Genomic DNA, 23,116 nt, shown 5'->3' with positions numbered 1-23,116 from the left:
CTCGACACTCCCAGGTATTACAAGGTTTGAAAAAGCAGATTGACGGAAAAATCCTTGAGCGCTGCGCTGAGCGACAATTCCTTGTTGGTTGTGACTGTAGCTTGCGCAAAAAGTCCCTTCCAATTTGGATTCGAATCAGCGAACGGCAGGATGATTCTTGTATCGCCCCAATTTGCCGCGTTGATGAATGGAGTTTGCGCGGTGCCCAATAGTTCAGCCGGCAAACGTGGAACCACAACGATAGCCCGCTGATCCTCCTTTATCCGGGCAAAAGCCATGACGTGGGCGGCTTTTTCACCGATCACTTCAAGGGGTTGATAGTGGCCGTCACTGAACAGGGTCGGGTGTTGATTGCGCAGCATGAGCACCTGCGCAATCAACGTCTGTTTGATGCGGCCGTCCTGCCACTGGGCGAGCAGCTCGGTGAGCGGCGTGGCGTCGGTCAGCGCGCGCTGGCGAGCGGGGTAATCCACCGGACGACGGTTGTCCGGGTCCACCAAACTGAAGTCCCAGAATTCAGTGCCCTGATACAGATCAGGGACACCGGGCACGGTCATTCGCAGCAAAGTTTGCGCCAGACTGTTCAAGGCGCCCGCCGGGGCAATCCGGTTAGCTGTGGCACCGATGGACTGGCGCAAAGCGAGGGCGTCAGGGCTTAGCAGCAGTGTCTGCAGAAACTCGCGGCACGCCGTCTCGTAAGCCTCGTTTGGCGCGCTCCAACTGCTGTGCAATTTGGCTTCGCGCAGGGCCTTTTCCTGCCATTGGGTGAGGCGTTTTGCGTAGTCCTCAAAAGCGCCTTCACCGTCCATGTTCAGCGGCCAACTGCCAAGAATCGCTTGGTACAGCATCAACTCGTCACCGGGGCTGATCGGTGTCTCGCCGGTCTTCAAGGGCGCGGACAATTGCAGCCAGCGCTCGACCTGTTCGGCATACCACGGCGCATGTTCGCTGAGCACGGCCAGACGTGTTCGCGTGTCTTCACCGCGCTTGTGATCGTGAGTGGCGGTGGTCAGCAGGTTATTCGGGAAGTGTGCACCGCGTTCGACGCACGCCGCATGAAATGCCTCGACGGGTGCACTGAAATGTTGCGGATGAAAGCCCACGTCGTTGCGTGAGAGCAGCACGGCACTGCGGTAGAACGAGGTGTCTTCCACCGACTTGGCCGCCACCGGGGAGGTCAGTTGCTGGAAGCGGTTGCACGCCTTGCGACGCATCTCACGCAACGGACCTGTAGGGTAATCACGCAGGCTTTCGCCGCCAAGCCAGCGAGCCAGGTAATCCAGCACTGGCCAGTCGCCTTCGCTGAGGGTGGCTCGTGCACCCTCCATGGCCTGCTGAAAAAATCGCTCGTCTTCATCCGAGCGCCCGCAGGCGGTGATGTACGTACGATAGACCGGGAAGTTGCCCACCAGCGCCAATAATGCACGGCGGATCGCACCGAGGGTCAGGTCGCGGCTCATGACGTCACTGCGCGCCACTTGCAGTAAGGCTTGGGCGAGGTTCTCGAAATCCCCGGCGAGAGTGCCGTGCAGCACCAGATCGCGGGCCTCGCGCACCTCTTGGTTGAAGTCTGCGGTGCGCCCGCTGATGCGGCTCCATAGCTCGCCGAGCACCGATTCACCTTTCGGGTCGTGTTGCAGCAGCGAGACCTGATTCATGAATTCGTAGCCGGTGGTGCCGTCAACGTTCCAGTCGGCACGTACCTGTTCGTCAGCGCCAAGAATCTTCTCGACGAAGATCGGCACATGGTTCAGCTCTGTGCCTTTCGGGCGCAGGCGTAGCAGACTGTCGACGCGTCGATGCAACTTGCGGCAATAACCGCGCGGATCAGCCAGACCGTCGATGTGATCGATACGCAAACCGTCCACCAGGCCCTCGGCGATCAACTGGAAAATCTTGCCGTGGGTGGCTTCGAACACTTGCGAGCGCTCGACCTTCAGTCCGCCCAGTTCGTTGATGTCGAAGAAGCGCCGCCAGTTGATGTCATCGCCTGCAGTGCGCCAACTGGCCAAGCGATAATCCTGGCGCTCAAGCAACTGATGCAGGCGCGTGAAGCCCTGCGGCTCGCGGGAGTCGAACTGCGCCAGACCGGTTTCAATGGCCTCGGCCAACGCCGGATTGGCCTTGACCAACGCGGCCAGATCCGCTTTGGCAATCAATGCCAGTCCATAGGCATCAGGCTGGCTGTCCAGGTGTGCGAAGCGTTCGGCCAGCTCATCCAGCTCCGGCCTTTTCGCCGCCTTCAACAACGGCGTGTAAGTGCCAGGGTTGATTGGGAAGTGGTGCTGGTAGTGCTCGACGCGAAAGCTGCCTTGCTCGGCATCGAAGCGCAGCGGCACGTCACCGTTTTGCAGCGCGGTGCCGTAATCGGTACCCAGAAACGGTTGCAGCAACTGGCCTTTGAGCAGCGGGTCAGGGGAGTTCCACTGGATATCGAAGAACTTCGCATACGGGCTGCGTTGCCCCCATTCCAGCAGGTCCAGCCACCAGGGATTGTCCGCGCCGCCGACGGCCATGTGGTTGGACACAATGTCCAGAATCAGCCCCATGCCGTGCTTGCGCAGTTCGGCCACCAGACGCCGTAGCGCGGGTTCACCGCCCAGCTCGGGGTTGATGATGCGTGGATCGACTACGTCATAGCCGTGCATCGAACCGGCGCGGGCCTTGAGCAGGGGGGACGCGTAAAGATGGCTGATGCCCAGTGCCGCGAAGTAGGGGACCAGCGCCGTGGCGTGGTCGAGGGTGAAGTCCTTGTGGAATTGCAGGCGTTGAGTGGCACGCAGTGACTTGAGCGGGGGGTTGACGGAAGCACTCATTGATCACGCTCCGCTGCTTGGCGCCGCGCCAGTGCAAGGATTTCCAGCCGCCGGGTGGCATTGGCGCTGTCCAGCAATGTGGCACTGTCCCCCGGCAACCGTCGCCGCCAGTTGGGGTGGCTGTCGATGGTGCCCGGCAGGTTGGCCTGCTGCTCGACCCCGAGCGCGTCTTCGATGGGCAGCAGCACCAGCGGCGCGCGGGTGTGGCCCAGATAACGCACGCTGCCGTCGATGATGTCGCTGTCGTTGCTGTCATGCATGCCGTAGTTCTGCCGCAGCGCAGCCCGCAAACCCTGACATTCTCGTTCACGGCCTTCACGCCAGTGACGCTCGGTGTCGTCATCGATATGGCCGAGGGTTTTGTTCCAGTCGATGTCCAGCTCGCTGAGCCAGCCAGTGAGGGTGGGTAGATCGTGGGTGCTGGTGGTCGCCAGCGCGTCGTCGGACCATTTGATGATCGGTTTGAAGTGGCCGTTGTCCTGTTCGAACAACAGCACGCGCATGCCGAGAATGCCGCGAGTGGAAAGCTTCTCATGCAGGCCGTCAGGCACGGTGCCCAGGTCTTCGCCGAGGACCACCGCCTTGTGCCGCCAGGATTCCAGGCACAGCAGGCGCAGCATGTCGTCCAGCGGGTAATTCAGGTACGCACCCTCACTGGGAGGCGAGCCGAGCGGCACGACCCACAACCGTTGCAGGCCCATCACATGGTCGATGCGCAGACCGCCCGCGTGGGCGAAGTTGGCCCTCAGCATTTCGATGAAGGCGCGGAAACCGTTGCGTTTGAGCCCCGTGGGTGAGAATGCCGAGATGCCCCAGCTCTGGCCTGCGCGGTTGAGGATGTCGGGCGGCGCGCCCACGGTCAGTGCCGAGAGCAGTTCGTCCTGACGGCTCCAGGCCTGGCTGCCTGCGCCGTCGGCGCCGACCGCCAGATCACCGATCAGGCCGATGCTCATGCCGCTGCTTTTCGCGGCGGTCTGCGCCCGTTCCAGCCCTCGCGCGATCAACCATTGAGCGAAGGCGTGAAAACCGATCTGCGCGCTGTTCAGGGCCGCGAAGGTGTCGATGGCCTTGCTGCGCGGGTTCTTGTACTGCTCAGGCCATTCATGCCAGTTGCCACTGATGCCCAGGGTTTCGCGCTGGTCACGCAGGGCCTCGAAACGGCAATGATTTTCCAGCGCTTCGCCACCGGCATGGCGGAAGCTGTTGAAGTCCTCGTGCAGCGGATGAGCGCCGCCGATGAACGCTGCGTACAGCGCGCGATAGAGCTTCCATTTGGCGGCAGCGGCAGCGGGCCAGTCGATCAAGGGCAGGGTTTCGAGGCGATGCAGCTCTTCGCTCAGGCCGGTTTGTTCAATGGCCGCGCGGACAGCGCGTTCACCAAGAATGGCGCCGGGAGCTGCATACAGGGCGTTGAGAAACAAGCGGCTGGACGGGGAGTAAGGACTGAAATTCTGGCTGTCGTTGGCGAACATCGCGTGCACGGGGCTGATCGCGACGGCTGCCGCGCCGCGTTCACCCGCCGAGCGCACGAAGGCTTCCAGCGCCTGGGTGTCGCCAAAGCCGCCATCGCCTTCGCGGTGCAGGTAATAGAGTTGCAGCGTCAGGCCCCAGGTGCGCGGCACGCTGACGTCGCTGGCCATCGCCAGGGTGTAGGCGGTTTTGGGTGCGACGGCAATGGTCAGGTGCTGGCCGTCGATGGCCAGTTGCTGATAGCCCACGGTCGCCAGTGCGGGCAACTCGGCGTTGGCGGTCAGTTTGGCGTCGAGCCGCGAGCCGTCTTCCAGCTCCAGCACGAAGGGCGTCTCGGGTTTGAACCACGCCGATAGGTCCAGATTGCTGCCGTGGTCCACCGTCAACAGCGGTGGCGGGGTGGCCGAGAGGCTTTCGCTTTGCAGGCGTCTCAGGCTCTCGGCGATCTGGGCGTCGTTTTCGGCCGGGTAGCCCAGGCCGTCGAGCACTTTGCGCAGTACCGCGGGGCTGACCCGTTGCGGGCGGGCGTTGGCGTCTTTCCAGTCGACTGACAGTCCGGCCTCAGCGGCCAGCATTTCCAGTGGGTCATTGCTCATCCTGTTCCTCCACCACATCACTCGATATCAGGCTGACAATGGCCGTGTAGGGATTGAGGGTGCCGCGTTGGGAAAGTTCTGCCGATTTTGGGTGTGATTCATGAAGAACCTGTTGCACGCGGTGCGGGTCGATTTCCACGGCGTGAGCGCCCAGGTTCAGGTCGATGCGCAGCACCGAACCATCGCCCATTTTCCAGCGCGCGCTGACAGCCTTGTCGGCCAGTACCTCAGCGCCCAACGCTCTCGCCCCCTTCAGGCGCGGGACAAGGTGATCCTGGCGAACTTGCAGCAGGGTTTTGTAGAGCGCCAGCCAGTTGCGGTGGTCCTGGCCCTTGTCGGTTTCCAGCAGCAGGGCATCGAAAGCCGGGCGTGAGGCCTCGAAGGTTTGCAAGGCGTTGGGGTCGGGAATCCGCTCGCGCTGGGCCGGGTCGGCGAACGCGGCGAAATCGGCAAACTCCCCGCGACGACCTTCGCGCACGGCATCGGCCAGTTCGTCATGGAAATCGGTGAAGAACAGGAATGGCTCGGAGGCGCCCCATTCATCCCCCATGAACATCAACGGGATCATCGGCGACAGCAGCAGCAGAGCAGTGGCCGCTTGCAAGGCTTGCGGGGCGCACAGTTGCACCAATCGCTCGCCCAGCGCGCGGTTGCCGATCTGGTCGTGGTTCTGCAAGAACAGCACGAATGAGGTGGGCGGCAGATGCGCGCTGGGTTCTCCTCGGGTGTGCCCGTGGCGAGTGGGTTCGCCTTGATACACAAACCCTTCTCCCAGCAGGCGCGCCAGTTTATGGGTCGGTTGTTGAGCGAAGTCGGTGTAGTAGGCGTCCGTTTCGGCGGTCAGCAACACGTGCAGGGTGTTGTGGCCGTCGTCATTCCATTGCGCGTCGTAGCCCTGTTCCAGGCGATGGGCTTGGTTGAACTCGTTCTCCAGCATCAGCCAGACGTGGCGCGTCGGCGGGATGTCCTGACGAACACGCTCGGCTAGCTCCTTGAGGAAGGTCGGGTCCTCGATGGCGTGCACGGCATCGAAACGCAGTCCGTCGAAGCGATAGTCCTGTAGCCACATCAAGGTGTTGTCGATGAAGAAGTCGCGCACCTCCCGACGACGAAAATCGATGGCGTCGCCCCACGGGGTCTTCTTGTCGCTGCGAAAGAAGTGTTTGGCATAGCGGCCCAGGTAATTGCCGTCCGGGCCGAAATGGTTGTAGACGACGTCGAGAATCACCGCCAGACCCACGCCATGGGCGGTGTCGATCAGGTGCTTGAGCTGCTCTGGCGTGCCATAGGAGGACTGCGGTGCATAGGGCAGTACACCGTCGTAACCCCAGTTACGATTGCCAGGGAACTGCGCGATGGGCATCAGTTCGATGGCGGTGACGCCGATGTCCACCAGATGTTGCAGGCGCTGTTCCACCCCGGCAAAGCCGCCGAGGGCACCGACATGCAACTCATAAATGACCGCTTCATGCCAGGGCCGTCCGCTCCAGCCCGCGTGCTGCCATGAATAGGCGTGCGGATCGACGACCACGCTGGCGCCATGCACCTCGCTGACCTGAGCCCGGGAAGCCGGGTCAGGTACGAGAAGGTCTTCATCAATTTTGTAGCGGTAGCGTGAGCCTGCCGAGCATCGAGTTTCCAGGACAAACCAGCCGTCCTCCTGCGGGAGCAGGGCCCGTGAAGGCCCTCCTTCTATCTCGACGCTGACGTGGTAGGCGTCCGGTGCCCAAAGGGCAAACCGGGTGTGTTCGGGATCCAGCAAGACGGCGCCGTGGCGCCACTTCTCATCCGTGCGCGAAGGCATCCGTTACCCCTTTTTCGGTTCATGAATCAATAATGCAGTGCAGTCCCCACGTTCTTTTTCAGCAGTTCCTGGTACAGATCAGCGTAGGGTTCAACGGCCTTGTGCCAATCGAACGGCGCGGCCATGGCGCGGCAACGCATGGCGTTGAGCAGCGTCGGGTTAGCGAACACGTTGAAGGCGCGAGTCAGCGCTTCGGTGTAGCTTTCCACAGTGGATTCGTCGAACAGGAAACCGGTGCAGCCGTCCTCGATGGTGTCCGCCAGGCCACCGGTACGACGGGCCACCGGCAGCGACCCGAAGCGCTGGGCATACATCTGGCTCAGGCCGCAGGGCTCGTAACGCGAGGGCATCAGCAGGAAGTCACTGCCCGCGAACATGCGACGGGCGTCGGTTTCGTTGAAACCGACACGCACGCTGATCTGACCGGGGAAGCGGGCGGCGAGGGCGCGCATGGCGTCTTCTTCATCCGGCTCGCCACGGCCAATGATCGCGATCTGGCCGCCGTTGTTGACGATGTGCTCAGCCACGCCGATGGTCAGGTCCAGGCCCTTCTGATAGACCAGACGCGACACTACGGCGAACAGAGGGCCGGTGGAGGGTTCCAGCTCGAACAACTCACGTACGTGGTCGGCGTTGATCTCCTTGCGCGTCCACTCGTTCGGGGCAAAGTTGCAGATCAGGTGGTCGTCGGTGGCCGCGTCCCAGCTTTCATCGATGCCGTTGGGAATGCCGCTTAGCTGGCCGCGATTGGCCTTGCTTTGCAGGAATCCCTCCAGGCCGCAGCCGAAATCCGGGGTGGTGATTTCCTTCGCATAGGTGGCGCTCACGGTGGTGATGTGGCTGGCATAGGCCATGCCCGCTTTGATGAACGACAGACGACCGTAGAACTCCATGCCGTCCGGCCCGAGCGCTTCATCGGGAATGCCCAGTTCGCGGCTCGACGCGGTGCTGACGAAACCCTGGTAGGCCAGGTTGTGAATGGTGAAAATGCTCGGCGTGTTCTGCCCGCGCCACTTCATGTAGGCAGGGGCCAGACCGGCAGGCCAGTCGTGGGCGTGGACCAGCTCCGGGCACCACTGGGTTTTCACGGCACCGGCTGCGAAATCGGCAGCGGCCAGGCCCAGGCGGGCGAAACGGATGTGGTTGTCAGACCAGTCGCGGCCATGGTTGTCGCCATACGGCGTACCTTCGCGCTCATAGAGCTCCGGGCAGATCAACACATAAATGACCAGGCCGTCTTTCATGTCCATACGGCCGATCTTGCAGGGAGGCAGTGCGGCATGGCCGCTCAGTTGGCTGATGATGTGAATCGGGTTTCCGCTATTGATGACCTGTGGATAGCCGGGAATCAGCACGCGTACATCGTGCAGGTGGCGCATGGCGCGCGGCAGTGCAGCAGACACATCACCCAGTCCGCCGGTTTTCACCAGATCGGCCATTTCCGAGGTGACGAACAGGATCTTTTTCCGGTTCGCCATGGACATGCCTGGTTGTACAGGGGGCAGTTGCAGCACAGGTGCGCTCGTCGTTGCGAAGACCGGCAGATGGGTCAGCTCGCTGGCCGGCTGATTAAAACTCTCTCCCTTCTGGGTTTTGACAGCGGCACTAATCATCGTTTTCTCCCATTCGATACGCAGTGTTGGTACAGCACTTGAGTTGTAATTGGCCATGTCCTATGGCCAGGCACACAAGACCTACGCAAAATCGATACCCATTTACCGACTGCATAGTGAAGGACAGGGTGAAAGCGGCCTCTGCTCGGGCTTCATCCAATAGCATAGGCGCTCTAATCACCTGACCCATGGCGATCGCCAGAAGTTTCGACTTTTTTTCAAGGAAATGTCTGGCATGCGGCATGGCGGTTTTTTGTAGGGAAAAATGCAGATCACTACAGCATCTCTCTGACAGCTGAATGCGCTGTTCTGGCGCATCAAGCATCGTATTCCGATGTTTCAAACCGTCGGTCGGATTGTTCGACAATCAAGCCATAGTGGCTGGAGGAGCATAGCTGTTCGTGGGTTTTTCGCGACTGGTCGGTCACGCTCTGTCTCGTGTCGCCTTTTCTCGGTGCAGCAGAGACCGATTCCTGTGCATGGCGAGAAAATTCCTACTTTTGTCTCGGGATCTTTTAGTGCACACCACGGTAGAATCCGGACCACGCGGCAGTCGGATGTTCAATCCATTGCCTGATAACCCCCGAGGTAGAGGAAGTCAATGCAAGCCCCTGAGGTGCTGGTCCTGCAAGCCAGCTATAGCAACCCGGTTCACGCGGAAGCCATCGGTTTCCTGCTCAATCAATACGCTGAAGACGCCATGGGCGGTGGGCAGTCCCTGTCGCTGGACACCCGTGAGCAACTGGCGATTGAACTGGCCAAGCGTCCCCACGCGTTCAGTGTGCTGGCGTTCATCTCCGGCGAGCCGGTCGGGCTGGTCAATTGCTTCGAAGGCTTTTCGACCTTCGCCTGCCGTCCGCTGGTGAATGTTCACGATGTGGTTGTGATCGGTTCGGCGCGTGGTCAGGGCATCAGCCAGAAAATGTTGGCCAAGGTCGAAGAAATCGCCCGTCAGCGCGGTTGCTGCAAAATCACGCTGGAAGTGCTCGAAGGCAACGAAGTGGCGCAAGGCGCCTACCGCAAGATGGGCTTCTCTGATTACCAACTCGACCCGCAGATGGGCCGTGCGCTGTTCTGGCAAAAGGCGCTTTAAGGCTGCTTCAGGAAAGAGCACAACGACTGGCACTGGTGGTGCGCAGTCTTTGTAGGAAGCCGGCTTGCTGGCGAATGCGGCGTGTCAGTCAACGTTAATGTTTTTGACACGACGCCTTCGCCAGCAAGCCGGCTCCCACAGTTTCTGCGTCGCACACGAGATTTAGGCTTGGCGCGATCCTTGTGGGAGCCGCCTTGGTGCGGGCGGCGTTCCGACGAAAGCTGTTGCCCGAGCAACACCATCCAAAACATTTGTAACAGTTCTATCCTGTAAGACGATTCAGAGGGCGATGTAGGATCGCCTCCCGTATTGATTTCAGGACCCTCATGTCTCCTTCACTGGAACCTCCCAGTTGCCCCTCCTGTTCCTTGAACAGTGATGCCTTTCTCTCTATCCGTGGCGCCGCGTCGCGCTTCCCCTCGATGACGATCCCTGCTGCCGACCCGCGTTCACGTGTGTCGCGCTTTGCTGTGCCCGTTGTCTTGCCTCTGACAAGGAAACACTGACCCATGGAATGGCTTGCGGACCCCACAGCATGGCTTGGCCTGCTGACCCTGGTCGTGCTGGAACTGGTACTGGGTATCGATAACCTGGTGTTCATCGCCATCCTTGCCGACAAACTGCCACCGGAGCAGCGCGACCGCGCCCGTGTATTGGGCCTGTCGCTGGCGTTGATCATGCGCCTTGGCCTGCTGGCCAGTATTTCGTGGATGGTGACCCTGACCGAACCGCTGTTCGATGTCTTCGGCAAAAGCTTCTCCGGGCGTGATCTGATCATGCTGTTCGGCGGCATTTTCCTGCTGTTCAAGGCCACCATGGAGTTGCATGAACGACTGGAAGGCCAGGTCGCTCAACACTCGGGCAGCACGACGTATGCGCTGTTCTGGCCGATCGTCGCGCAGATCGTGGTACTCGATGCGGTGTTCTCACTCGACGCTGTGATCACCGCCGTGGGCATGGTCGATGAACTGTCGGTGATGATGATCGCTGTGGTGTTCTCCATTGCCATCATGATCGTTGCCAGCAAGCCGCTGACGGCGTTCGTCAATGCCCACCCGACCGTGATCATGCTGTGTCTGGGCTTCTTGATGATGATCGGTTTCAGTCTGACCGCCGATGGCCTGGGTTTTCATATTCCCAAGGGCTACCTGTACGCGGCGATCGGTTTCTCGATCCTCATCGAGGTGTTCAACCAGATTGCCCGCTCGCGGCGCAAACGCAGCCTGAAAGGGAATTTGCCGCGTCGTGAACGGATGGCACATGCCGTGTTGCGTCTGTTGGGCGGCCGCAAGCCGGGTGTGGAAGAGGTGGGCGAGGACATCGTCGACATGCTGGAAGGCGACAGTGAAGAACCGGTGTTCGAGCGTCGCGAGCGGGTGATGATCAGTGGCGTGCTGCAACTGGCGCAGCGCCCGATTCGCACCGTGATGACCGCGCGCAACGACGTCGACATGATCGACTTGGCGGACGATGAAACACAGATCCGTCAGCAACTGATGGCGTCGTCCTACTCGCGTTTACCGCTGATCCGTAATGGCCGCGTGGAAGAGCCGTTGGGCTTCGTGCATAAAAAGGAACTTCTCAACGCCCTGCTGGCGGGCGCTGAACCCAACCTTGAGCACCTGACCCGCAACGCGATCAACCTGCTGGATAGCTTCTCGATTCTCAACGCGCTGGACCAGATGCGCGCCGAGTCGACGCACATTGCATTTGTGGTCAACGAGTTCGGCGATTTTGTCGGCATTCTGAGCATGACCGACATCTTGGAGTCCATTGCTGGTGAACTGCCGGATGCCAGTGAGGCCGAAGCGCCGGATCTGGTCGAGGAGGGGGAGGGTGTTTTGGCCAATGCCGCCATGAACCTGAGCCATCTGCGTGAGCGCATCGGTTTCAGGGCGCCTGCCAGTGATGAGTATCAAACCTTGGCAGGGCTGATCATGAGCCTGCTGGACCGTTTGCCGGTGGTCGGTGATCAGGTGCAGTGCGACGGTTGGGACCTGAAGGTGGTTCAGGTGCAAGAGCGGCGGGTGACGCAGGTGTTGTTGCGCAAGGCGGGCGTGTAACGACTTCGCTGCCCGCCCCGTTCCAATGTGGGAGTCGGCTTGCTGGCGAAAGCGGCGTGTCAGTCATTGATAGTTAACTGAAATATCGCGTTCGCCAGCAAGCCGGCTCCCACAGGTCGAGGTCAAACAAAGAGCCCTCCCTTGGTGCTCACGGCGTTATTACTTGGCAGCCACTTCGGGCGTTGGGTTTTCCTGCTTGGCGGTCTTCTCCATCACCGCAAAATCACTCAAACCTTTTTGAGCATACGGATCACCGATCAAGCGCGGACGTGCCACGAAGTCGAAGCTGACCAAACTCTTGGTAGTGTCCAGTTCATCGAAGCTCAGACCCGCCAGTTGCGCCCACGTGTGAATCAGGTTGGAGCTGCTATAGGGGCGGTTGTGGATGCTGTCAAAGTTCCAGTTGTGGGTTTCACGCCATTTGGGCGAGGCGTAGGCAATGAACGGCACGGTGTACATCGGAATCGTCGGTTTGGCCTCGTTGCGACCCAGGGTGTCATGGCCGGGTGAGTCGTAGACGTCTTCGCCGTGGTCCGACAGGTACAGCAGGAAGCCATTCGGGTCGGCCTTGCTGTAGGTCTTGATCAGGCTCGATACCACGAAATCGTTGTACAGCACCGCATTGTCGTAGCTGTTGTACAACTCAAGTTTGCTGTCGTCGATGGCTGCCGGGACGCCGTCACGCCCGGTGAATTTCTCGTATTCCTGCGGATACCGGTACTGATAGCTCATGTGCGTGCCCAGCAGGTGCACGACGATCAACTTGCGCGGTGCTGCGTCGGTCAACGCCTTGGCGAACGGTTCCAGTACATCGCCATCGTACTGGCGAGCGTTCTGGTTGCGGTTGTTGTTCAGGTACACCTGCTCGTCGGCCTGCTCGGAGAAGGTCGTGAGCATGGTATTGCGTTTGGTCATCGTCTGCTGGTTGGTGATCCAGAAGGTCTTGTAACCGGCCTGTTTCATCACGCTGACGATGGACGGGGTTTTCAGGTACAGGTCCGGGTTTTCTTCGTCGGCGAAGGTCAGTACCTGTTGCAATGCCTCGATGGTGTAGGGGCGCGGCGTGATGACATTGTTGAAGACCTGCAACTCGTCTTTCATCGCGTCCAGGTTTGGCGTCGTCTGCCGCGGGTAGCCATATAAATGCATGCGGCCACGGTTGGTCGATTCGCCGATCACCAGCACCAGCGTTGTCGGCAAGCCTGCCTGCTGGTCCTTGAGGTTTTTCAGCGGCGCGATGTTGCTGCTGGTGGTGAGCATGTCCTGCATGCTGTTCAATTGCTGGGTGTAGCGGTGATAGGCCACCAGCATTTGCCAGGGCACGGCGGGCTCGATGCGCGATTCGAAGGCTTCAAGGCCGGCTTCGGTCGTGTCGAAGCGAGACATTTGTTTGGCCAGCGGGTAGCCGACAATCGCCACCAACAACGCGGTTGCGGCGACCAGCGCGCGGCCTCGCGGCATGTACACCGGGCGCAGGCGGGTCCACAGGAAGATCGCGAATGCGGTATGGGCGACGAAGGCCAGAACGATCCACCAGGCGAAGTATTGGGTCATGTACTCGCCGGCTTCCGAGATGTTCGATTCGAACATGATGAAGATGACGCTTTGCGAGAACTCCTGCTGATAAATGAAGAAGTAACCCAGGCTGGCCATCGAGCAGGCCCACAGCACCACACCGATAACGGCGGCCATGATTCGGGTCTTGTTGGGGAACAGCAGCATCGGTGCCAGCCAGATGCCGCTCATCACGAACGCCTGACGGAACCCGGAGAAGCCGGTGATGCCGGTCAGTTGAATCAACAGTTGGGTGATGCCGGAAAAGTACCAGAAGAAGACGAAAAGCCAGATCAGGCCAGTCCAGTCGAAGCCTTTCGGAGTCGTGGTGCTCCGTTTCGTTGTTGCCATCAGGCGCTCCCGCTATGGATCTTTCGGGCGACCCTTTGGCCGCCGCGTGGGTCGTAGAGCGCGAACTGCGTGGCTGGGCAGCTCAAGAGACGCTCTACAGAGGGGCGGGAGTATGTTTTTGGATACGTGAAAAAAACGTGAGCGCAGCGTGAGCGGTGTGTTGAAGGCCAGGAACGGCATGTGGCAAGGGGGGCGGAACGATACCGGATATGTCGAGTCCGACAAGAAGTCGATCAACAGGTCAGAAAATTCGAGGCTGGGGAGGGAGATGTTGCAGAAGGGCAAGCCAGCGAATCAGGCTTGCCTCTCATTAGACACGGCGGGGGATCAATCAGGCCGGCAGCGCAGTGCCCTGGCTTGCGAGTTGAGCGTGTTGCAACATCAGCGTCAGTTGAGCGACCTTCTTGTGCAGCTGGTCACGTTCTTCCTTGAGCTGGCGCAGCTCGTCGCGACGAACGGTAACGTACAAGGTCTGTGGAGCGTTTGCCGGTAGTACTGTGCCCATTGCTTCACCTCGCAAATGGCGGGATTCAACGTCTTAAGGTTCAAGCAATGCGGCATCGCTACACGACTTGCCTATGCTTCCTACCTTTGTCGGCGCGGATTCTGATTTCTTTTGACGCAAAAGGGAACTTTTTATTTTTGAATTGTCGCTAAGGTGCGCCTCCAGCGACGAACGGCGATTTAGAGCTGGTTAACGCACCAAGATGAAACTATTTTCACCGGGAAACCTTCGTTTGCCTCTCCGGACTAACCCAATAAGCGGCACTGGGCTATAAAATGAGGCACCCCTGTTTTCGATTTAAGGAGCACCTCTACATGCAACTCGGGATTGTTGGACTTGGCCGCATGGGCGGTAACATCGCGCGCCGACTGATGCTCGATGGCCACACCACAGTGGTCTACGACCGCGATGAGCAGTCTCGCACCGTGCTCGCCAACGAAGGTTCGACGCCAGCCAATGACCTCAAGTCACTGGTCGCTGCACTGGAGAAACCTCGTGCCGTCTGGGTCATGTTGCCCGCCGGCGCTCCTACGGAAGACACCATCAACGAACTCGCCGGAATGCTGGAGCCGGACGATGTGATCATTGACGGCGGCAACACTTACTACAAAGACGACATTCGTCGTTCGGTCGAACTGAAGGCCAGGAACCTGCACTACGTCGACGTCGGCACTTCCGGCGGCGTCTGGGGCCTGGAGCGTGGCTACTGCATGATGATCGGCGGTGAAACCGAAGTCGTCGATCGTCTCGACCCGCTGTTCAAGACCCTGGCCCCCGGCATCGGCAACATCCCGCGCACCAAAGATCGCGCGAAGGATGCTGACCCGCGCGCCGAACAAGGCTACATCCATGCAGGCCCGCCGGGTGCCGGTCACTTCGTCAAGATGATTCACAACGGTATCGAGTACGGCATGATGCAGGCCTTCGCCGAGGGCTTCGACATCCTCAAGACCAAGAACTCGGAAAGCCTGCCTGCCGACCAGCGTTTCGACCTGAACATGGGCGATATCGCCGAAGTCTGGCGTCGCGGCAGCGTGGTGTCGTCCTGGCTGCTGGACCTCACTGCTGACGCGCTGGCTACCGACCCACAACTCAACGCGTACTCCGGCTCCGTTGCCGACAGCGGCGAAGGTCGCTGGACCATCGAAGCGGCCATCGAACAGGCTGTGCCGGTTCCGGTACTGTCCAGCTCGCTGTTCGCGCGTTTCCGCTCCCGTCAACAAAGTACCTACGGCGACAAAATGCTCTCGGCCATGCGTTTCGGATTTGGTGGCCACAAAGAACCTAAATAAATAAGGAAGCCTCCCCCATGGGTTTATCCCGCAGCAAGCAGAAAGCCCCGGTCGCCCCGGCGACCACGCTGTTCCTGTTCGGCGCCCACGGTGACCTGGTCAAGCGGTTGCTGATGCCAGCACTCTACAACCTGTTCCGTGACGGGCTGGTGGGTGAGGACCTGCACATCGTCGGCGTTGACCACAACACGGTCAGCGACGCCGAGTTCGCGCAGAAGCTGGAAGATTTCATTCGCAAAGAGGCGGCCAACAAGGTCGCCCAGGGTGGAGAGGAGCCTCTGGACCCGGCGTTATGGGGCAGCCTGGCCAAGCGAATCACCTACATCACCGGGGATTTTCTCGACGACGGCACTTATACGGCCATCGACGAGAAAATCCAGAGTACCGGCACGCAAAACGCCGTGTTCTACCTGGCGACCGCGCCCCGCTTCTTCAGTGAAGTGACCAAACGGCTCGGCTCGTCAGGCCTGATGGTGGAAAGTGATGACTACTTTCGGCGCGTGGTGATCGAAAAGCCGTTCGGCCACGATCTGCCCAGTGCCGTGGCGCTGAACAACTGCTTGCTGAAGGTGATGAGCGAGAAACAGATCTACCGGATCGACCATTACCTGGGTAAGGAAACGGTGCAGAACATTCTGGTCAGCCGTTTCTCCAACGGGTTGTTCGAGTCGTTCTGGAACAATCACTACATCGATCATGTGCAGATCACCGCCGCTGAAACGGTGGGGGTCGAGACGCGAGGCAGTTTCTACGAAACCACGGGCGCGTTGCGGGACATGGTGCCCAATCATTTGTTCCAGTTGCTGGCGATGGTGGCGATGGAGCCACCCGCTGCGTTCGGCGCGGACGCGGTCCGGGGCGAGAAGGCCAAGGTCATTGGTGCCATCCGGCCCTGGTCGGAAATGGAGGCGTTGGCCAACTCGGTGCGCGGTCAATACACCGAGAGCACCATCAGCGGCAAGAGCGTTGCCGGATACCGTGAAGAGGACCGGGTGGCACCGGACAGCAACACGGAAACCTACGTGGCGCTAAAGGTGATGGTGGACAACTGGCGGTGGGTCGGCGTGCCGTTCTACCTGCGTACCGGCAAGCGCATGAGCGTGCGTGACACCGAGATTGCCATCTGTTTCAAGCCTGCGCCATACGCGCAATTTCGCGACACCGATGTGGATCGGGTGGAGCCCAATTTCCTGAAGATCCAGATTCAGCCCGATGAAGGTATGTGGTTCGACCTGCAGGCGAAGAAGCCGGGGCCGACCCTCGACATGCAAACCATCGAGCTGGGCTTTGCCTACAAGGATTTCTTCGAGATGCAGCCGTCGACCGGGTACGAAACCCTGATCTACGACTGTCTGACCGGGGATCAGACCCTGTTCCAGCGAGCCGACAACATCGAGAACGGCTGGCGTGCCGTTCAGCCGTTCATCGACGCCTGGGCCAAGGATCCGCATGTCGAATTCTACAAGGCGGGCGAAGACGGTCCGGTGGCGGCTGATGAGTTGCTGGCGCGGGATGGCTATCACTGGCAACGCCTGGGATGAGTGAAGCGTCGCAACCCCTCATCCGTTTCATGCTGTCCGACATCGATGGCACCTTGTTGCGCCCCGATCACAGCCTGAGCCAGGCCAACATCGAGGCGGTGCGCAGGCTGCGGGAGGCCGGGATTCACTTCTCGGTTGCCAGCAGTCGACCGCCGCGCGCCATGCGCCAGCAGATCGAAGCCCTGGGCATCGACTTGCCGACCGTAGGATTCAATGGTGCCAATATCGTCAATCCTGATGGCAGCCTGCTCAGGGCGCATCGCATCGACGCTGCTGCGGCGCGCACCAGCCTAGAGCTGTTCGCCGCAGAAGAGGTCTCGGTGTGGGTGTTCGCCGACGATCAGTGGCTGCTGCTCGACCCCCAAGGGGATTATGTCGAGCATGAACGCCATACCCTGGGTTATGACTTCGTGCAGGTCACGCATTTCGATGAGTACATCGAACGCATCGACAAGATCGTCGCCGCCAGCAAGAACTTCGAGCTGCTCAAGCGTCTGGAGAGCCGACTCAACCCGCTGATCGCCGACACCGCACGGGCGGCTCGCTCTCAGTCCTACTACCTCGACGTGACGGCGCTGGATGCCAACAAGGGTTCTGCGCTGGCGACGATCGCCGAGGCGCTGGGTGTTCCTCTGGCGCAAACCGCTGCCATTGGCGATGCGGGCAACGATGTGGCGATGTTTCTGCGCGCGGGGTTGTCGATTGCAATGGGGCAGGCGGAGACCGCGGTCAAAACCAAGGCCCATTACGTCACCGGCAGCAATCTGGAGGATGGGCTGGCCACGGCCATCGGCCGTTACATTTTGCCGCGCTGAGCGGGCAATGCCTTTGTATACACCAGGAGGTCACATCACCCCATGGCTGTATTGATTGAGGATTACGCGCTGCTCGGCAATTGCCGCACTGCAGCGCTGGTGGCCCGCGATGGGTCGCTGGACTGGTTGTGTTTTCCGCGCTTTGACGCCCCTGCCTGTTTCGCCGCCTTGTTGGGCGACAGCGACAACGGTCGCTGGAAGATCGCACCCACAGACGCGCAGTACGAGTCTAGACGCCAATACCGTGACGGTACGCTGATTCTGGAAACCCTCGTCACCACGGATTCTGGTCGCGCGATGCTGCTGGATTTCATGCCCATGGACGTCGAAAACAGTGTGGTCCGAATCATCGTAGGTCTGGAAGGGCGCGTGGCGTTTTCCATGGACCTGGCGATCCGCTTCGACTACGGCAGCACCGTGCCGTGGGTGGAAAAACGTGAGCCTCACACCCTGACCGCTGTGGCCGGGCCTGACATGCTGGTGCTGCGCACGCCCACCGAATTGCACCCGATGGACCATCACACCGAAAGCCGTTTCACCGTCGAGGCGGGTCAGCGATTGGGATTTGCGTTGGGCTGGCAAGCGTCCCATGAGCCGGTGCACGAGGCGTTCGACATCGAGCAGGCGCTTCAGCAGACGGAGGTCTTCTGGCGCGAGTTCTCTGATCGCTGCCCGGACGTTGGCCCTTGGAGCGATCAGGTCAAGCGTTCCCTGATCACCCTCAAGGCCATGACCTACGCGCCCACCGGTGGCATTGTTGCCGCCGTCACGACGTCGCTGCCGGAACAGCTATGTGGGGAGCGCAACTGGGATTACCGCTTCTGCTGGCTGCGCGACGCGACCATGACGTTGCTGGCGTTCATGAACCTGGGTTACTACGAAGAAGCGACGGCGTGGCGTAACTGGCTGTTGCGCTCTGTGGCCGGGAATCCTGAGCAAGTGCAGATCATGTACGGTCTGGGGGGCGAGCGGCGCTTGCCTGAGTATCAACTGCCTTGGCTGAGCGGTTATGAGCATTCCAGCCCGGTGCGAATTGGCAACGCGGCTGCCACTCAGATGCAACTGGACGTTTACGGAGAAGTGGCCGACGCCATGACCCAGGCCCTGAAAAGTGGCCTGCCGCGTTTGCCCCGCAGCACGGAAATTCAGAAAGTCATCATGCCGTTTCTGGAAAGTGTCTGGCATTTGCCGGATGCCGGAATCTGGGAGATCCGCTCTGAACCTCGGCACTTCACCCATTCCAAGGTCATGGCCTGGGTCTCGTTTGATCGCAACGCCGGGGTGCTTGTGCGCAGTGACAACCCGCAAGAGCGCGAGCGAGGGCGGCACTACCGGCAAATAGCCGACGACATTCATGCCGACGTCTGTGCTCATGGGTACGACGCGGAGTTGGGAAGCTTCGTCCAGACCTATGGCGGCAAGGCGTTGGATGCGAGTCTGTTGCAGATTGCTCTGACCGGGTTTCTGCCAGTGGATGATCCACGGGTCACCGGCACGGTGGCGCAGATTGAAAAAACGCTGATGCAGGACGGCTTGTTATTGCGCTACGACAGCGAGCGCAGCGTCGATGGCGTGTCGGGCAGCGAAGGGACGTTTCTGGTGTGCTCGTTCTGGCTGGCGGATGTGTACGTGCTGCAAGGTCGGGAGCAGGAGGCCAGTGACCTGTTCGACCGGTTGTGCGGCTTGTGCAACGACGTCGGTTTGCTCGCCGAACAATACGACCCTCGCGCCGGCCGCATGCTGGGCAATTTCCCGCAAGCCTTCAGCCACATCGGCATCATCAACACCGCGCTGAACCTGCACCGGGTGGTGTGCCCGGTGAAAGCTCGGGCGGCGCAGAGCGCACAAGATTGAGGTTCACAAAAACTTTTCGTACAGAGCCTGACTTGTGGGAGCGTCACCGCTGGAGTGGGGCCGGGACCGAGTGCGTTCAACCCGCCTTGCGAAAGGTGAAGTTGATCCGCTGCTCACCCAGCTGCGGATGCTCGGCCTGCCTGATCGGCATCACACCGTGATAGCGCAAGCGATCCTCACCGCCCCAGACCACGACATCGCCATGAAACAGCGGCACGCGCTGCGTGGCATCGCTACGCGCATGGCCGCCAAAGAGAAACATTGCGGCAATGCCCAGCGACACCGATACGACCGGCCATTGATAATCCCGCTCGTCCCTGTCCTGATGCAGCGCCAGTTTTGCGCCTGGAATGTAGCGGTTGATCAAACAGGCATCGGGGATGAAATTCTTGAAGCCTGCCGCTTCTGCCGCGCTGTGCGCCAATTCGAGGAAGACTGCGGGCATTTCGGGCCAAGGCAGGCTCGTGTGTGGATCGGTGGGAGAATAGTGATAGCCGTTGCGGTCGGTGGTCCAGCCAAAGCGCCCGCAACTGCTCAGTGCCACTGACATGGTGTGGCCTCCCGGCGTGGCCATGTGACGGAAAGGGGCGCGGGTCAGGACCGATTCCAGCGCAGGCAGCAAACGATCCACCCAGGACAAGGCAAAGCCGCGATAGACGAACGATTGAGGGCCTATCCGCTCAGCCGCCGAGGGTTGCGCTGCCTCGTTGGCGAACAGGTCGAGCGTCGTGGGTGTTGTGCCTATACGTCGCATCATCGCGCTGGAAAACCGGCTCAGAGCGCCTTGCTGACTTTCACATCGCTGATGACATCGTCGCTGCCACTGTGCATTTTCTGCAGCGCGGCGAGGGCTTCTTCAGCGGAAGGGGATTGCAAGAGCGCGAATTCGAAGCGGCGCTCGCCGTTGAGCTTGTAGCTGATGGCGTATTTGACGGTCGGGGTCGACGGAGTCATGAACATTTCCTTAAAAACGATCGGGGCAGGGCGCACAATACGAAACCTTGACGCCTGCCGCTGTTGAATGGGGATCAGCTCAGGCGCGACGCGGTGCGGCGAACGATCTTGATCGAATGGGTGAAGGTGGTCTTGCGGCCGCCATGGCTGTCCATCTTGCGACCGGCCGTGTCGATGGTGATGTTCCAGAAACCGCTGCTGGGCACTGTGATCTTGGCTGGAAAGCGATCGAAGGCGCCACCGTGATAGGTGTGACGCCCGCCATTTTTGAAGCTGCGGAAATTCGCGTCGCTCATCAGACGGATGTTGCAGAGCTGGGAGCACTCGATGACGACCATATCATCTTCATTGAGGTGCTCGCGCTGGTGTACGAATTTCATGGGTGTCTCCGGGAAACGGGCATGCTTGAAAATCCGAAACGATATCATGACGCGCCCCGGCATTGATCGCCGCCCGGGCTTTTATTACAACGACGGCGCTGAAAAAAGGTGGCGCCCGGGGATCTAATCCCGGCGAAGCCTGTCGTAGCACCTTTACTGGAGGGATTGTATGAAACGGGCTGTTGTTGTTTTGGCATTGGCGATGAGTGGTTGCGCCAGCGTGGCGGACATCGAGCATACGCCAGCGACCATGAACGTGATGTCGGGTAAGAATCCGCAGGAATATGCCGAATGTTTCGTCGCCAGAATCGCTGACAGCCGCAAGCCTCCGCAGGTCGAACCTCATCGAGAGGGGTTGCGGGTCATCGTTCCTCAGAAATTTTCCAGCGGCACGCCTACCGCGGTCGTCGTCATCGAGAAGCGCTCAGGCGGCAGTTCAATCCGGCTGTTCGAGAGTGGCGGTAACAATCCTTTGCGGCCCAAGGACATTCAGCACGCGGTGACCGCGTGCATTTCCGGTGAGTGAGTCAACGACTATTTGCACACAACCAGCACGCTGCGCGTCTTGTAATTGCCCACGTCCACGCCCAGGGTTTTGTCCGACTCCTTGGGTTGCGGGGTGCCGTTGGTGCTGACGATGTTGTAGCCGGTGCCGGCGCAGGAGGCATCGGCTTTCTCGTAACAGGCCGCCCAGGACATGGCTTCGCCCGAGCAGTCGATGCTCAGCGCCTGTTGGCCGTTTTTCAGATAAGTGTTTTGTGCGGTGGCGCAGCCAGTCAGGCCCAGTACGGCGATGATGGACAAAATCTTGGTCATTTTCGGATGCTTCGCGGTGAGGGGCCGGGTTGATTAATCAGCCCTTCTCAGACTGAGCGGCTGTGCCATCGTTCCGGCATCATTGAAACATTTTTCATGCGGTGAAGCGTTCAAGCTCCGGTGGCCCGGCGCTTGAACAGAGATCCGTCAGGATTTTTTGTCGCTGCGTCCACGGGGCGCCGGTGTGTCTTCGAACACGGCTGCCACTTCACAGGCCAGGCTTTCACTCGGGAAGGGACCTGCGACCGCTTCGCTGTCATGGCCCACCAGCCACCACTGGCCATCCTGCAATTTCTTGATCTGATACCCGTTTACAACTTTGACTTCCGCCATCGACCTGTCTCGATTATTGATTCAAGTCAGCATGATACGGGGTGTGCGTATTATTTTTCCACGCAAAGGCCCGCAAACGAATGAACGCGACTACGCTTGGTTCTGTCATTGCGCGGACGTTTTGGGGAATGGGATGACCCCTCACGAGTGATGCTTCTGGCAGCTAGCGGATACCAGTCTTACAACCATTTGCGCGTGTCCGGAGGGCCACGTGGGAATGTTCAGTGGTCGCAATGTCGGAAATCGTGCGGAACTATCTGTGTAACTATTCCTCTACCCACTCAGCGAACGGCCAGTGGCGGGGGGCATTGTAAGGTGATCGCCTCCTGATTAGACTGCGCCGCAACACCCCAAGCCCCATCAAGGACTTATATGATCAAGAAATGCTTGTTCCCTGCAGCCGGTTACGGCACTCGCTTCTTGCCAGCGACCAAAGCCATGCCCAAAGAGATGCTGGCAGTTGTCAACAAGCCGCTGATCCAGTACGGCGTGGAAGAAGCGCTGACTGCGGGTCTGAACGAAATCTCCATCGTGACGGGTCGTGGCAAACGTGCACTGGAAGACCATTTCGACATCAGCTACGAGCTGGAGCATCAGATCAAGGGTACCGACAAGGAGAAATACCTGGTCGGCATTCGTCAACTGATCGATGAGTGCAGCTTTTCCTATACCCGTCAGACCGAAATGAAAGGTCTGGGGCATGCCATTCTCAGCGGTCGCCCTCTGATCGGCGACGAGCCGTTCGCGGTTGTATTGGCGGACGACCTGTGTGTGAACCTCGAGGGTGATGGCGTTCTGGCGCAGATGGTTGAGTTGTACAAAAAGTACAAATGCTCGATCGTGGCGATTCAAGAAGTCGACCCGAATGAAACCAACAAGTACGGTGTCATTGCCGGTGAAGAAATCAAGCCAGGGCTGATCCGTGTTTCTCACATGGTCGAGAAGCCGAAGCCTGAGAATGCGCCCTCTAACCTTGCGATCATCGGTCGTTACATCCTGACGCCAGACATCTTCAAGTTGATCGAAGAGACCGAGCCAGGCAAGGGCGGCGAGATTCAGATCACTGACGCCCTCATGAAACAAGCGGCCAAGGGTGACGTGTTGGCCTACAAGTTCAAGGGGCAGCGGTTTGACTGCGGTAGCGCCGAAGGTTACGTCGAGGCGACCAATTTTTGTTTCGAGCATTTTTACAAAACAGGTACATCGCTGGATCCGGTGTCTGCACCGCACAAAGCCAAGTAACTGCATCGCAGCACAAAGCCACCC

Annotated in this window: 19 protein-coding genes; 8 read left to right on the top strand and 11 right to left on the bottom strand. The window is 59.8% G+C overall.

From position 1 onward, the window contains the following. Positions 1-17: 17 nt before the first annotated feature. Genes ACI2KB_RS06265 through glgA form a run of 4 tightly spaced genes read right to left on the bottom strand, consistent with a single transcriptional unit; the run spans position 18 to position 8,299 of the window. Positions 18-2,816, bottom strand: a complete 2,799-nt coding sequence (locus ACI2KB_RS06265; protein ID WP_404632487.1) for a malto-oligosyltrehalose synthase — start codon at positions 2,814-2,816, stop codon at positions 18-20. Then, positions 2,813-4,882, bottom strand: coding sequence for a 4-alpha-glucanotransferase (gene malQ, locus ACI2KB_RS06260; RefSeq protein ID WP_404632485.1), 2,070 nt, complete (start codon positions 4,880-4,882; stop codon positions 2,813-2,815). Before malQ ends, ACI2KB_RS06265 begins: the two co-directional genes overlap by 4 nt. Then, on the bottom strand, positions 4,872-6,686 hold the full coding sequence (treZ, locus tag ACI2KB_RS06255; protein ID WP_404632483.1) for a malto-oligosyltrehalose trehalohydrolase: 1,815 nt from the start codon (positions 6,684-6,686) through the stop codon (positions 4,872-4,874). The genes malQ and treZ overlap by 11 nt, the downstream gene beginning before the upstream one ends. A 26-nt stretch (positions 6,687-6,712) precedes the next feature. Next, the gene (gene glgA / locus ACI2KB_RS06250; protein ID WP_404632481.1) at positions 6,713-8,299 is read right to left on the bottom strand and encodes a glycogen synthase GlgA; all 1,587 of its coding nucleotides are present in this window, start codon (positions 8,297-8,299) and stop codon (positions 6,713-6,715) included. A gap of 601 nt (positions 8,300-8,900) precedes the next feature. On the opposite strand from glgA, the gene ACI2KB_RS06245 reads away from it, so the two are divergent. Continuing rightward, positions 8,901-9,392, top strand: coding sequence for a GNAT family N-acetyltransferase (locus tag ACI2KB_RS06245; protein WP_404632479.1), 492 nt, complete (start codon positions 8,901-8,903; stop codon positions 9,390-9,392). A gap of 509 nt (positions 9,393-9,901) precedes the next feature. Further along, on the top strand, positions 9,902-11,455 hold the full coding sequence (locus ACI2KB_RS06240) for a TerC family protein (protein WP_404632477.1): 1,554 nt from the start codon (positions 9,902-9,904) through the stop codon (positions 11,453-11,455). Positions 11,456-11,614: 159 nt separating this feature from the next. Here the strand turns inward: ACI2KB_RS06240 and ACI2KB_RS06235 are convergent, their stop codons facing one another. Further along, entirely contained in the window at positions 11,615-13,360 is a 1,746-nt protein-coding gene (locus tag ACI2KB_RS06235; protein WP_404632475.1) for a phosphoethanolamine transferase CptA, read from the bottom strand. A gap of 331 nt (positions 13,361-13,691) precedes the next feature. Continuing rightward, entirely contained in the window at positions 13,692-13,865 is a 174-nt protein-coding gene (locus tag ACI2KB_RS06230; protein ID WP_404632473.1) for a DUF6026 family protein, read from the bottom strand. Between the two features lie 314 nt (positions 13,866-14,179). Here ACI2KB_RS06230 and gnd point away from each other — a divergent pair, with 314 nt between their 5' ends. From gnd to ACI2KB_RS06210, 4 genes are read left to right on the top strand one after another with little or no spacing between them, the layout of a single operon-like run. Then, a complete protein-coding gene (gnd, locus tag ACI2KB_RS06225; RefSeq protein WP_404632471.1) occupies positions 14,180-15,157 on the top strand; it encodes a phosphogluconate dehydrogenase (NAD(+)-dependent, decarboxylating) in 978 nt (325 codons plus the stop codon). A 17-nt stretch (positions 15,158-15,174) separates the two neighbouring features. Further along, positions 15,175-16,698, top strand: coding sequence for a glucose-6-phosphate dehydrogenase (zwf, locus tag ACI2KB_RS06220; protein WP_404632469.1), 1,524 nt, complete (start codon positions 15,175-15,177; stop codon positions 16,696-16,698). Continuing rightward, complete coding sequence (locus ACI2KB_RS06215) at positions 16,695-17,513, top strand: HAD family hydrolase (protein ID WP_404632467.1); 819 nt, start codon at positions 16,695-16,697, stop codon at positions 17,511-17,513. The genes zwf and ACI2KB_RS06215 overlap by 4 nt, the downstream gene beginning before the upstream one ends. Before the next feature lie 42 nt (positions 17,514-17,555). Further along, positions 17,556-19,367, top strand: a complete 1,812-nt coding sequence (locus ACI2KB_RS06210) for a glycoside hydrolase family 15 protein (RefSeq protein ID WP_404632465.1) — start codon at positions 17,556-17,558, stop codon at positions 19,365-19,367. Positions 19,368-19,443: 76 nt separating this feature from the next. Here the strand turns inward: ACI2KB_RS06210 and alkB are convergent, their stop codons facing one another. The 3 genes from alkB to ACI2KB_RS06195 form a co-directional block, all read right to left on the bottom strand. Further along, positions 19,444-20,121: a DNA oxidative demethylase AlkB gene (gene alkB, locus ACI2KB_RS06205; protein ID WP_404632786.1), complete on the bottom strand. Its 678-nt coding sequence runs from the start codon at positions 20,119-20,121 to the stop codon at positions 19,444-19,446. 20 nt (positions 20,122-20,141) lie between these two features. Then, complete coding sequence (locus ACI2KB_RS06200; RefSeq protein ID WP_404632463.1) at positions 20,142-20,321, bottom strand: hypothetical protein; 180 nt, start codon at positions 20,319-20,321, stop codon at positions 20,142-20,144. Between the two features lie 74 nt (positions 20,322-20,395). Then, positions 20,396-20,701 carry a DUF1883 domain-containing protein gene (locus tag ACI2KB_RS06195; RefSeq protein ID WP_404632461.1) on the bottom strand — a complete coding sequence of 102 codons (306 nt, stop codon included), beginning with the start codon at positions 20,699-20,701 and terminating at the stop codon, positions 20,396-20,398. A 169-nt stretch (positions 20,702-20,870) separates the two neighbouring features. On the opposite strand from ACI2KB_RS06195, the gene ACI2KB_RS06190 reads away from it, so the two are divergent. Then, positions 20,871-21,227 (top strand): hypothetical protein, encoded by a 357-nt coding sequence (locus ACI2KB_RS06190; RefSeq protein WP_404632459.1) that lies wholly within the window; start codon positions 20,871-20,873, stop codon positions 21,225-21,227. A gap of 8 nt (positions 21,228-21,235) precedes the next feature. Here the strand turns inward: ACI2KB_RS06190 and ACI2KB_RS06185 are convergent, their stop codons facing one another. Next, positions 21,236-21,517: a hypothetical protein gene (locus ACI2KB_RS06185; protein WP_404632457.1), complete on the bottom strand. Its 282-nt coding sequence runs from the start codon at positions 21,515-21,517 to the stop codon at positions 21,236-21,238. A gap of 147 nt (positions 21,518-21,664) precedes the next feature. Next, positions 21,665-21,850 (bottom strand): hypothetical protein, encoded by a 186-nt coding sequence (locus tag ACI2KB_RS06180; RefSeq protein ID WP_404632455.1) that lies wholly within the window; start codon positions 21,848-21,850, stop codon positions 21,665-21,667. Between the two features lie 372 nt (positions 21,851-22,222). Here ACI2KB_RS06180 and galU point away from each other — a divergent pair, with 372 nt between their 5' ends. Beyond that, a complete protein-coding gene (gene galU / locus ACI2KB_RS06175) occupies positions 22,223-23,092 on the top strand; it encodes a UTP--glucose-1-phosphate uridylyltransferase GalU (protein ID WP_404632453.1) in 870 nt (289 codons plus the stop codon). The last annotated feature ends 24 nt before the right edge of the window (positions 23,093-23,116 follow it).

The organism is Pseudomonas sp. NPDC088444, assembly GCF_044900175.1.
GTDB lineage: Bacteria > Pseudomonadota > Gammaproteobacteria > Pseudomonadales > Pseudomonadaceae > Aquipseudomonas.
This window is presented reverse-complemented; position numbering and strand designations above follow the sequence as displayed.

What these genes read in the sequence shown, in the direction of transcription:
- ACI2KB_RS06200 (WP_404632463.1), bottom strand. Translation starts at nt 20,321, where the DNA reads ATGACTCCGTCGACCCCGACCGTCAAATACGCCATCAGCTACAAGCTC.
- ACI2KB_RS06235 (WP_404632475.1), bottom strand. Translation starts at nt 13,360, where the DNA reads ATGGCAACAACGAAACGGAGCACCACGACTCCGAAAGGCTTCGACTGG.
- ACI2KB_RS06190 (WP_404632459.1), top strand. Translation starts at nt 20,871, where the DNA reads ATGAAACGGGCTGTTGTTGTTTTGGCATTGGCGATGAGTGGTTGCGCC.
- ACI2KB_RS06265 (WP_404632487.1), bottom strand. Translation starts at nt 2,816, where the DNA reads ATGAGTGCTTCCGTCAACCCCCCGCTCAAGTCACTGCGTGCCACTCAA.
- ACI2KB_RS06195 (WP_404632461.1), bottom strand. Translation starts at nt 20,701, where the DNA reads ATGAAATTCGTACACCAGCGCGAGCACCTCAATGAAGATGATATGGTC.
- ACI2KB_RS06230 (WP_404632473.1), bottom strand. Translation starts at nt 13,865, where the DNA reads ATGGGCACAGTACTACCGGCAAACGCTCCACAGACCTTGTACGTTACC.
- glgA (WP_404632481.1), bottom strand. Translation starts at nt 8,299, where the DNA reads ATGATTAGTGCCGCTGTCAAAACCCAGAAGGGAGAGAGTTTTAATCAG.
- ACI2KB_RS06185 (WP_404632457.1), bottom strand. Translation starts at nt 21,517, where the DNA reads ATGACCAAGATTTTGTCCATCATCGCCGTACTGGGCCTGACTGGCTGC.
- ACI2KB_RS06180 (WP_404632455.1), bottom strand. Translation starts at nt 21,850, where the DNA reads ATGGCGGAAGTCAAAGTTGTAAACGGGTATCAGATCAAGAAATTGCAG.
- ACI2KB_RS06215 (WP_404632467.1), top strand. Translation starts at nt 16,695, where the DNA reads ATGAGTGAAGCGTCGCAACCCCTCATCCGTTTCATGCTGTCCGACATC.
- ACI2KB_RS06245 (WP_404632479.1), top strand. Translation starts at nt 8,901, where the DNA reads ATGCAAGCCCCTGAGGTGCTGGTCCTGCAAGCCAGCTATAGCAACCCG.
- zwf (WP_404632469.1), top strand. Translation starts at nt 15,175, where the DNA reads ATGGGTTTATCCCGCAGCAAGCAGAAAGCCCCGGTCGCCCCGGCGACC.
- gnd (WP_404632471.1), top strand. Translation starts at nt 14,180, where the DNA reads ATGCAACTCGGGATTGTTGGACTTGGCCGCATGGGCGGTAACATCGCG.
- ACI2KB_RS06210 (WP_404632465.1), top strand. Translation starts at nt 17,556, where the DNA reads ATGGCTGTATTGATTGAGGATTACGCGCTGCTCGGCAATTGCCGCACT.
- ACI2KB_RS06240 (WP_404632477.1), top strand. Translation starts at nt 9,902, where the DNA reads ATGGAATGGCTTGCGGACCCCACAGCATGGCTTGGCCTGCTGACCCTG.
- galU (WP_404632453.1), top strand. Translation starts at nt 22,223, where the DNA reads ATGATCAAGAAATGCTTGTTCCCTGCAGCCGGTTACGGCACTCGCTTC.
- treZ (WP_404632483.1), bottom strand. Translation starts at nt 6,686, where the DNA reads ATGCCTTCGCGCACGGATGAGAAGTGGCGCCACGGCGCCGTCTTGCTG.
- alkB (WP_404632786.1), bottom strand. Translation starts at nt 20,121, where the DNA reads ATGCGACGTATAGGCACAACACCCACGACGCTCGACCTGTTCGCCAAC.
- malQ (WP_404632485.1), bottom strand. Translation starts at nt 4,882, where the DNA reads ATGAGCAATGACCCACTGGAAATGCTGGCCGCTGAGGCCGGACTGTCA.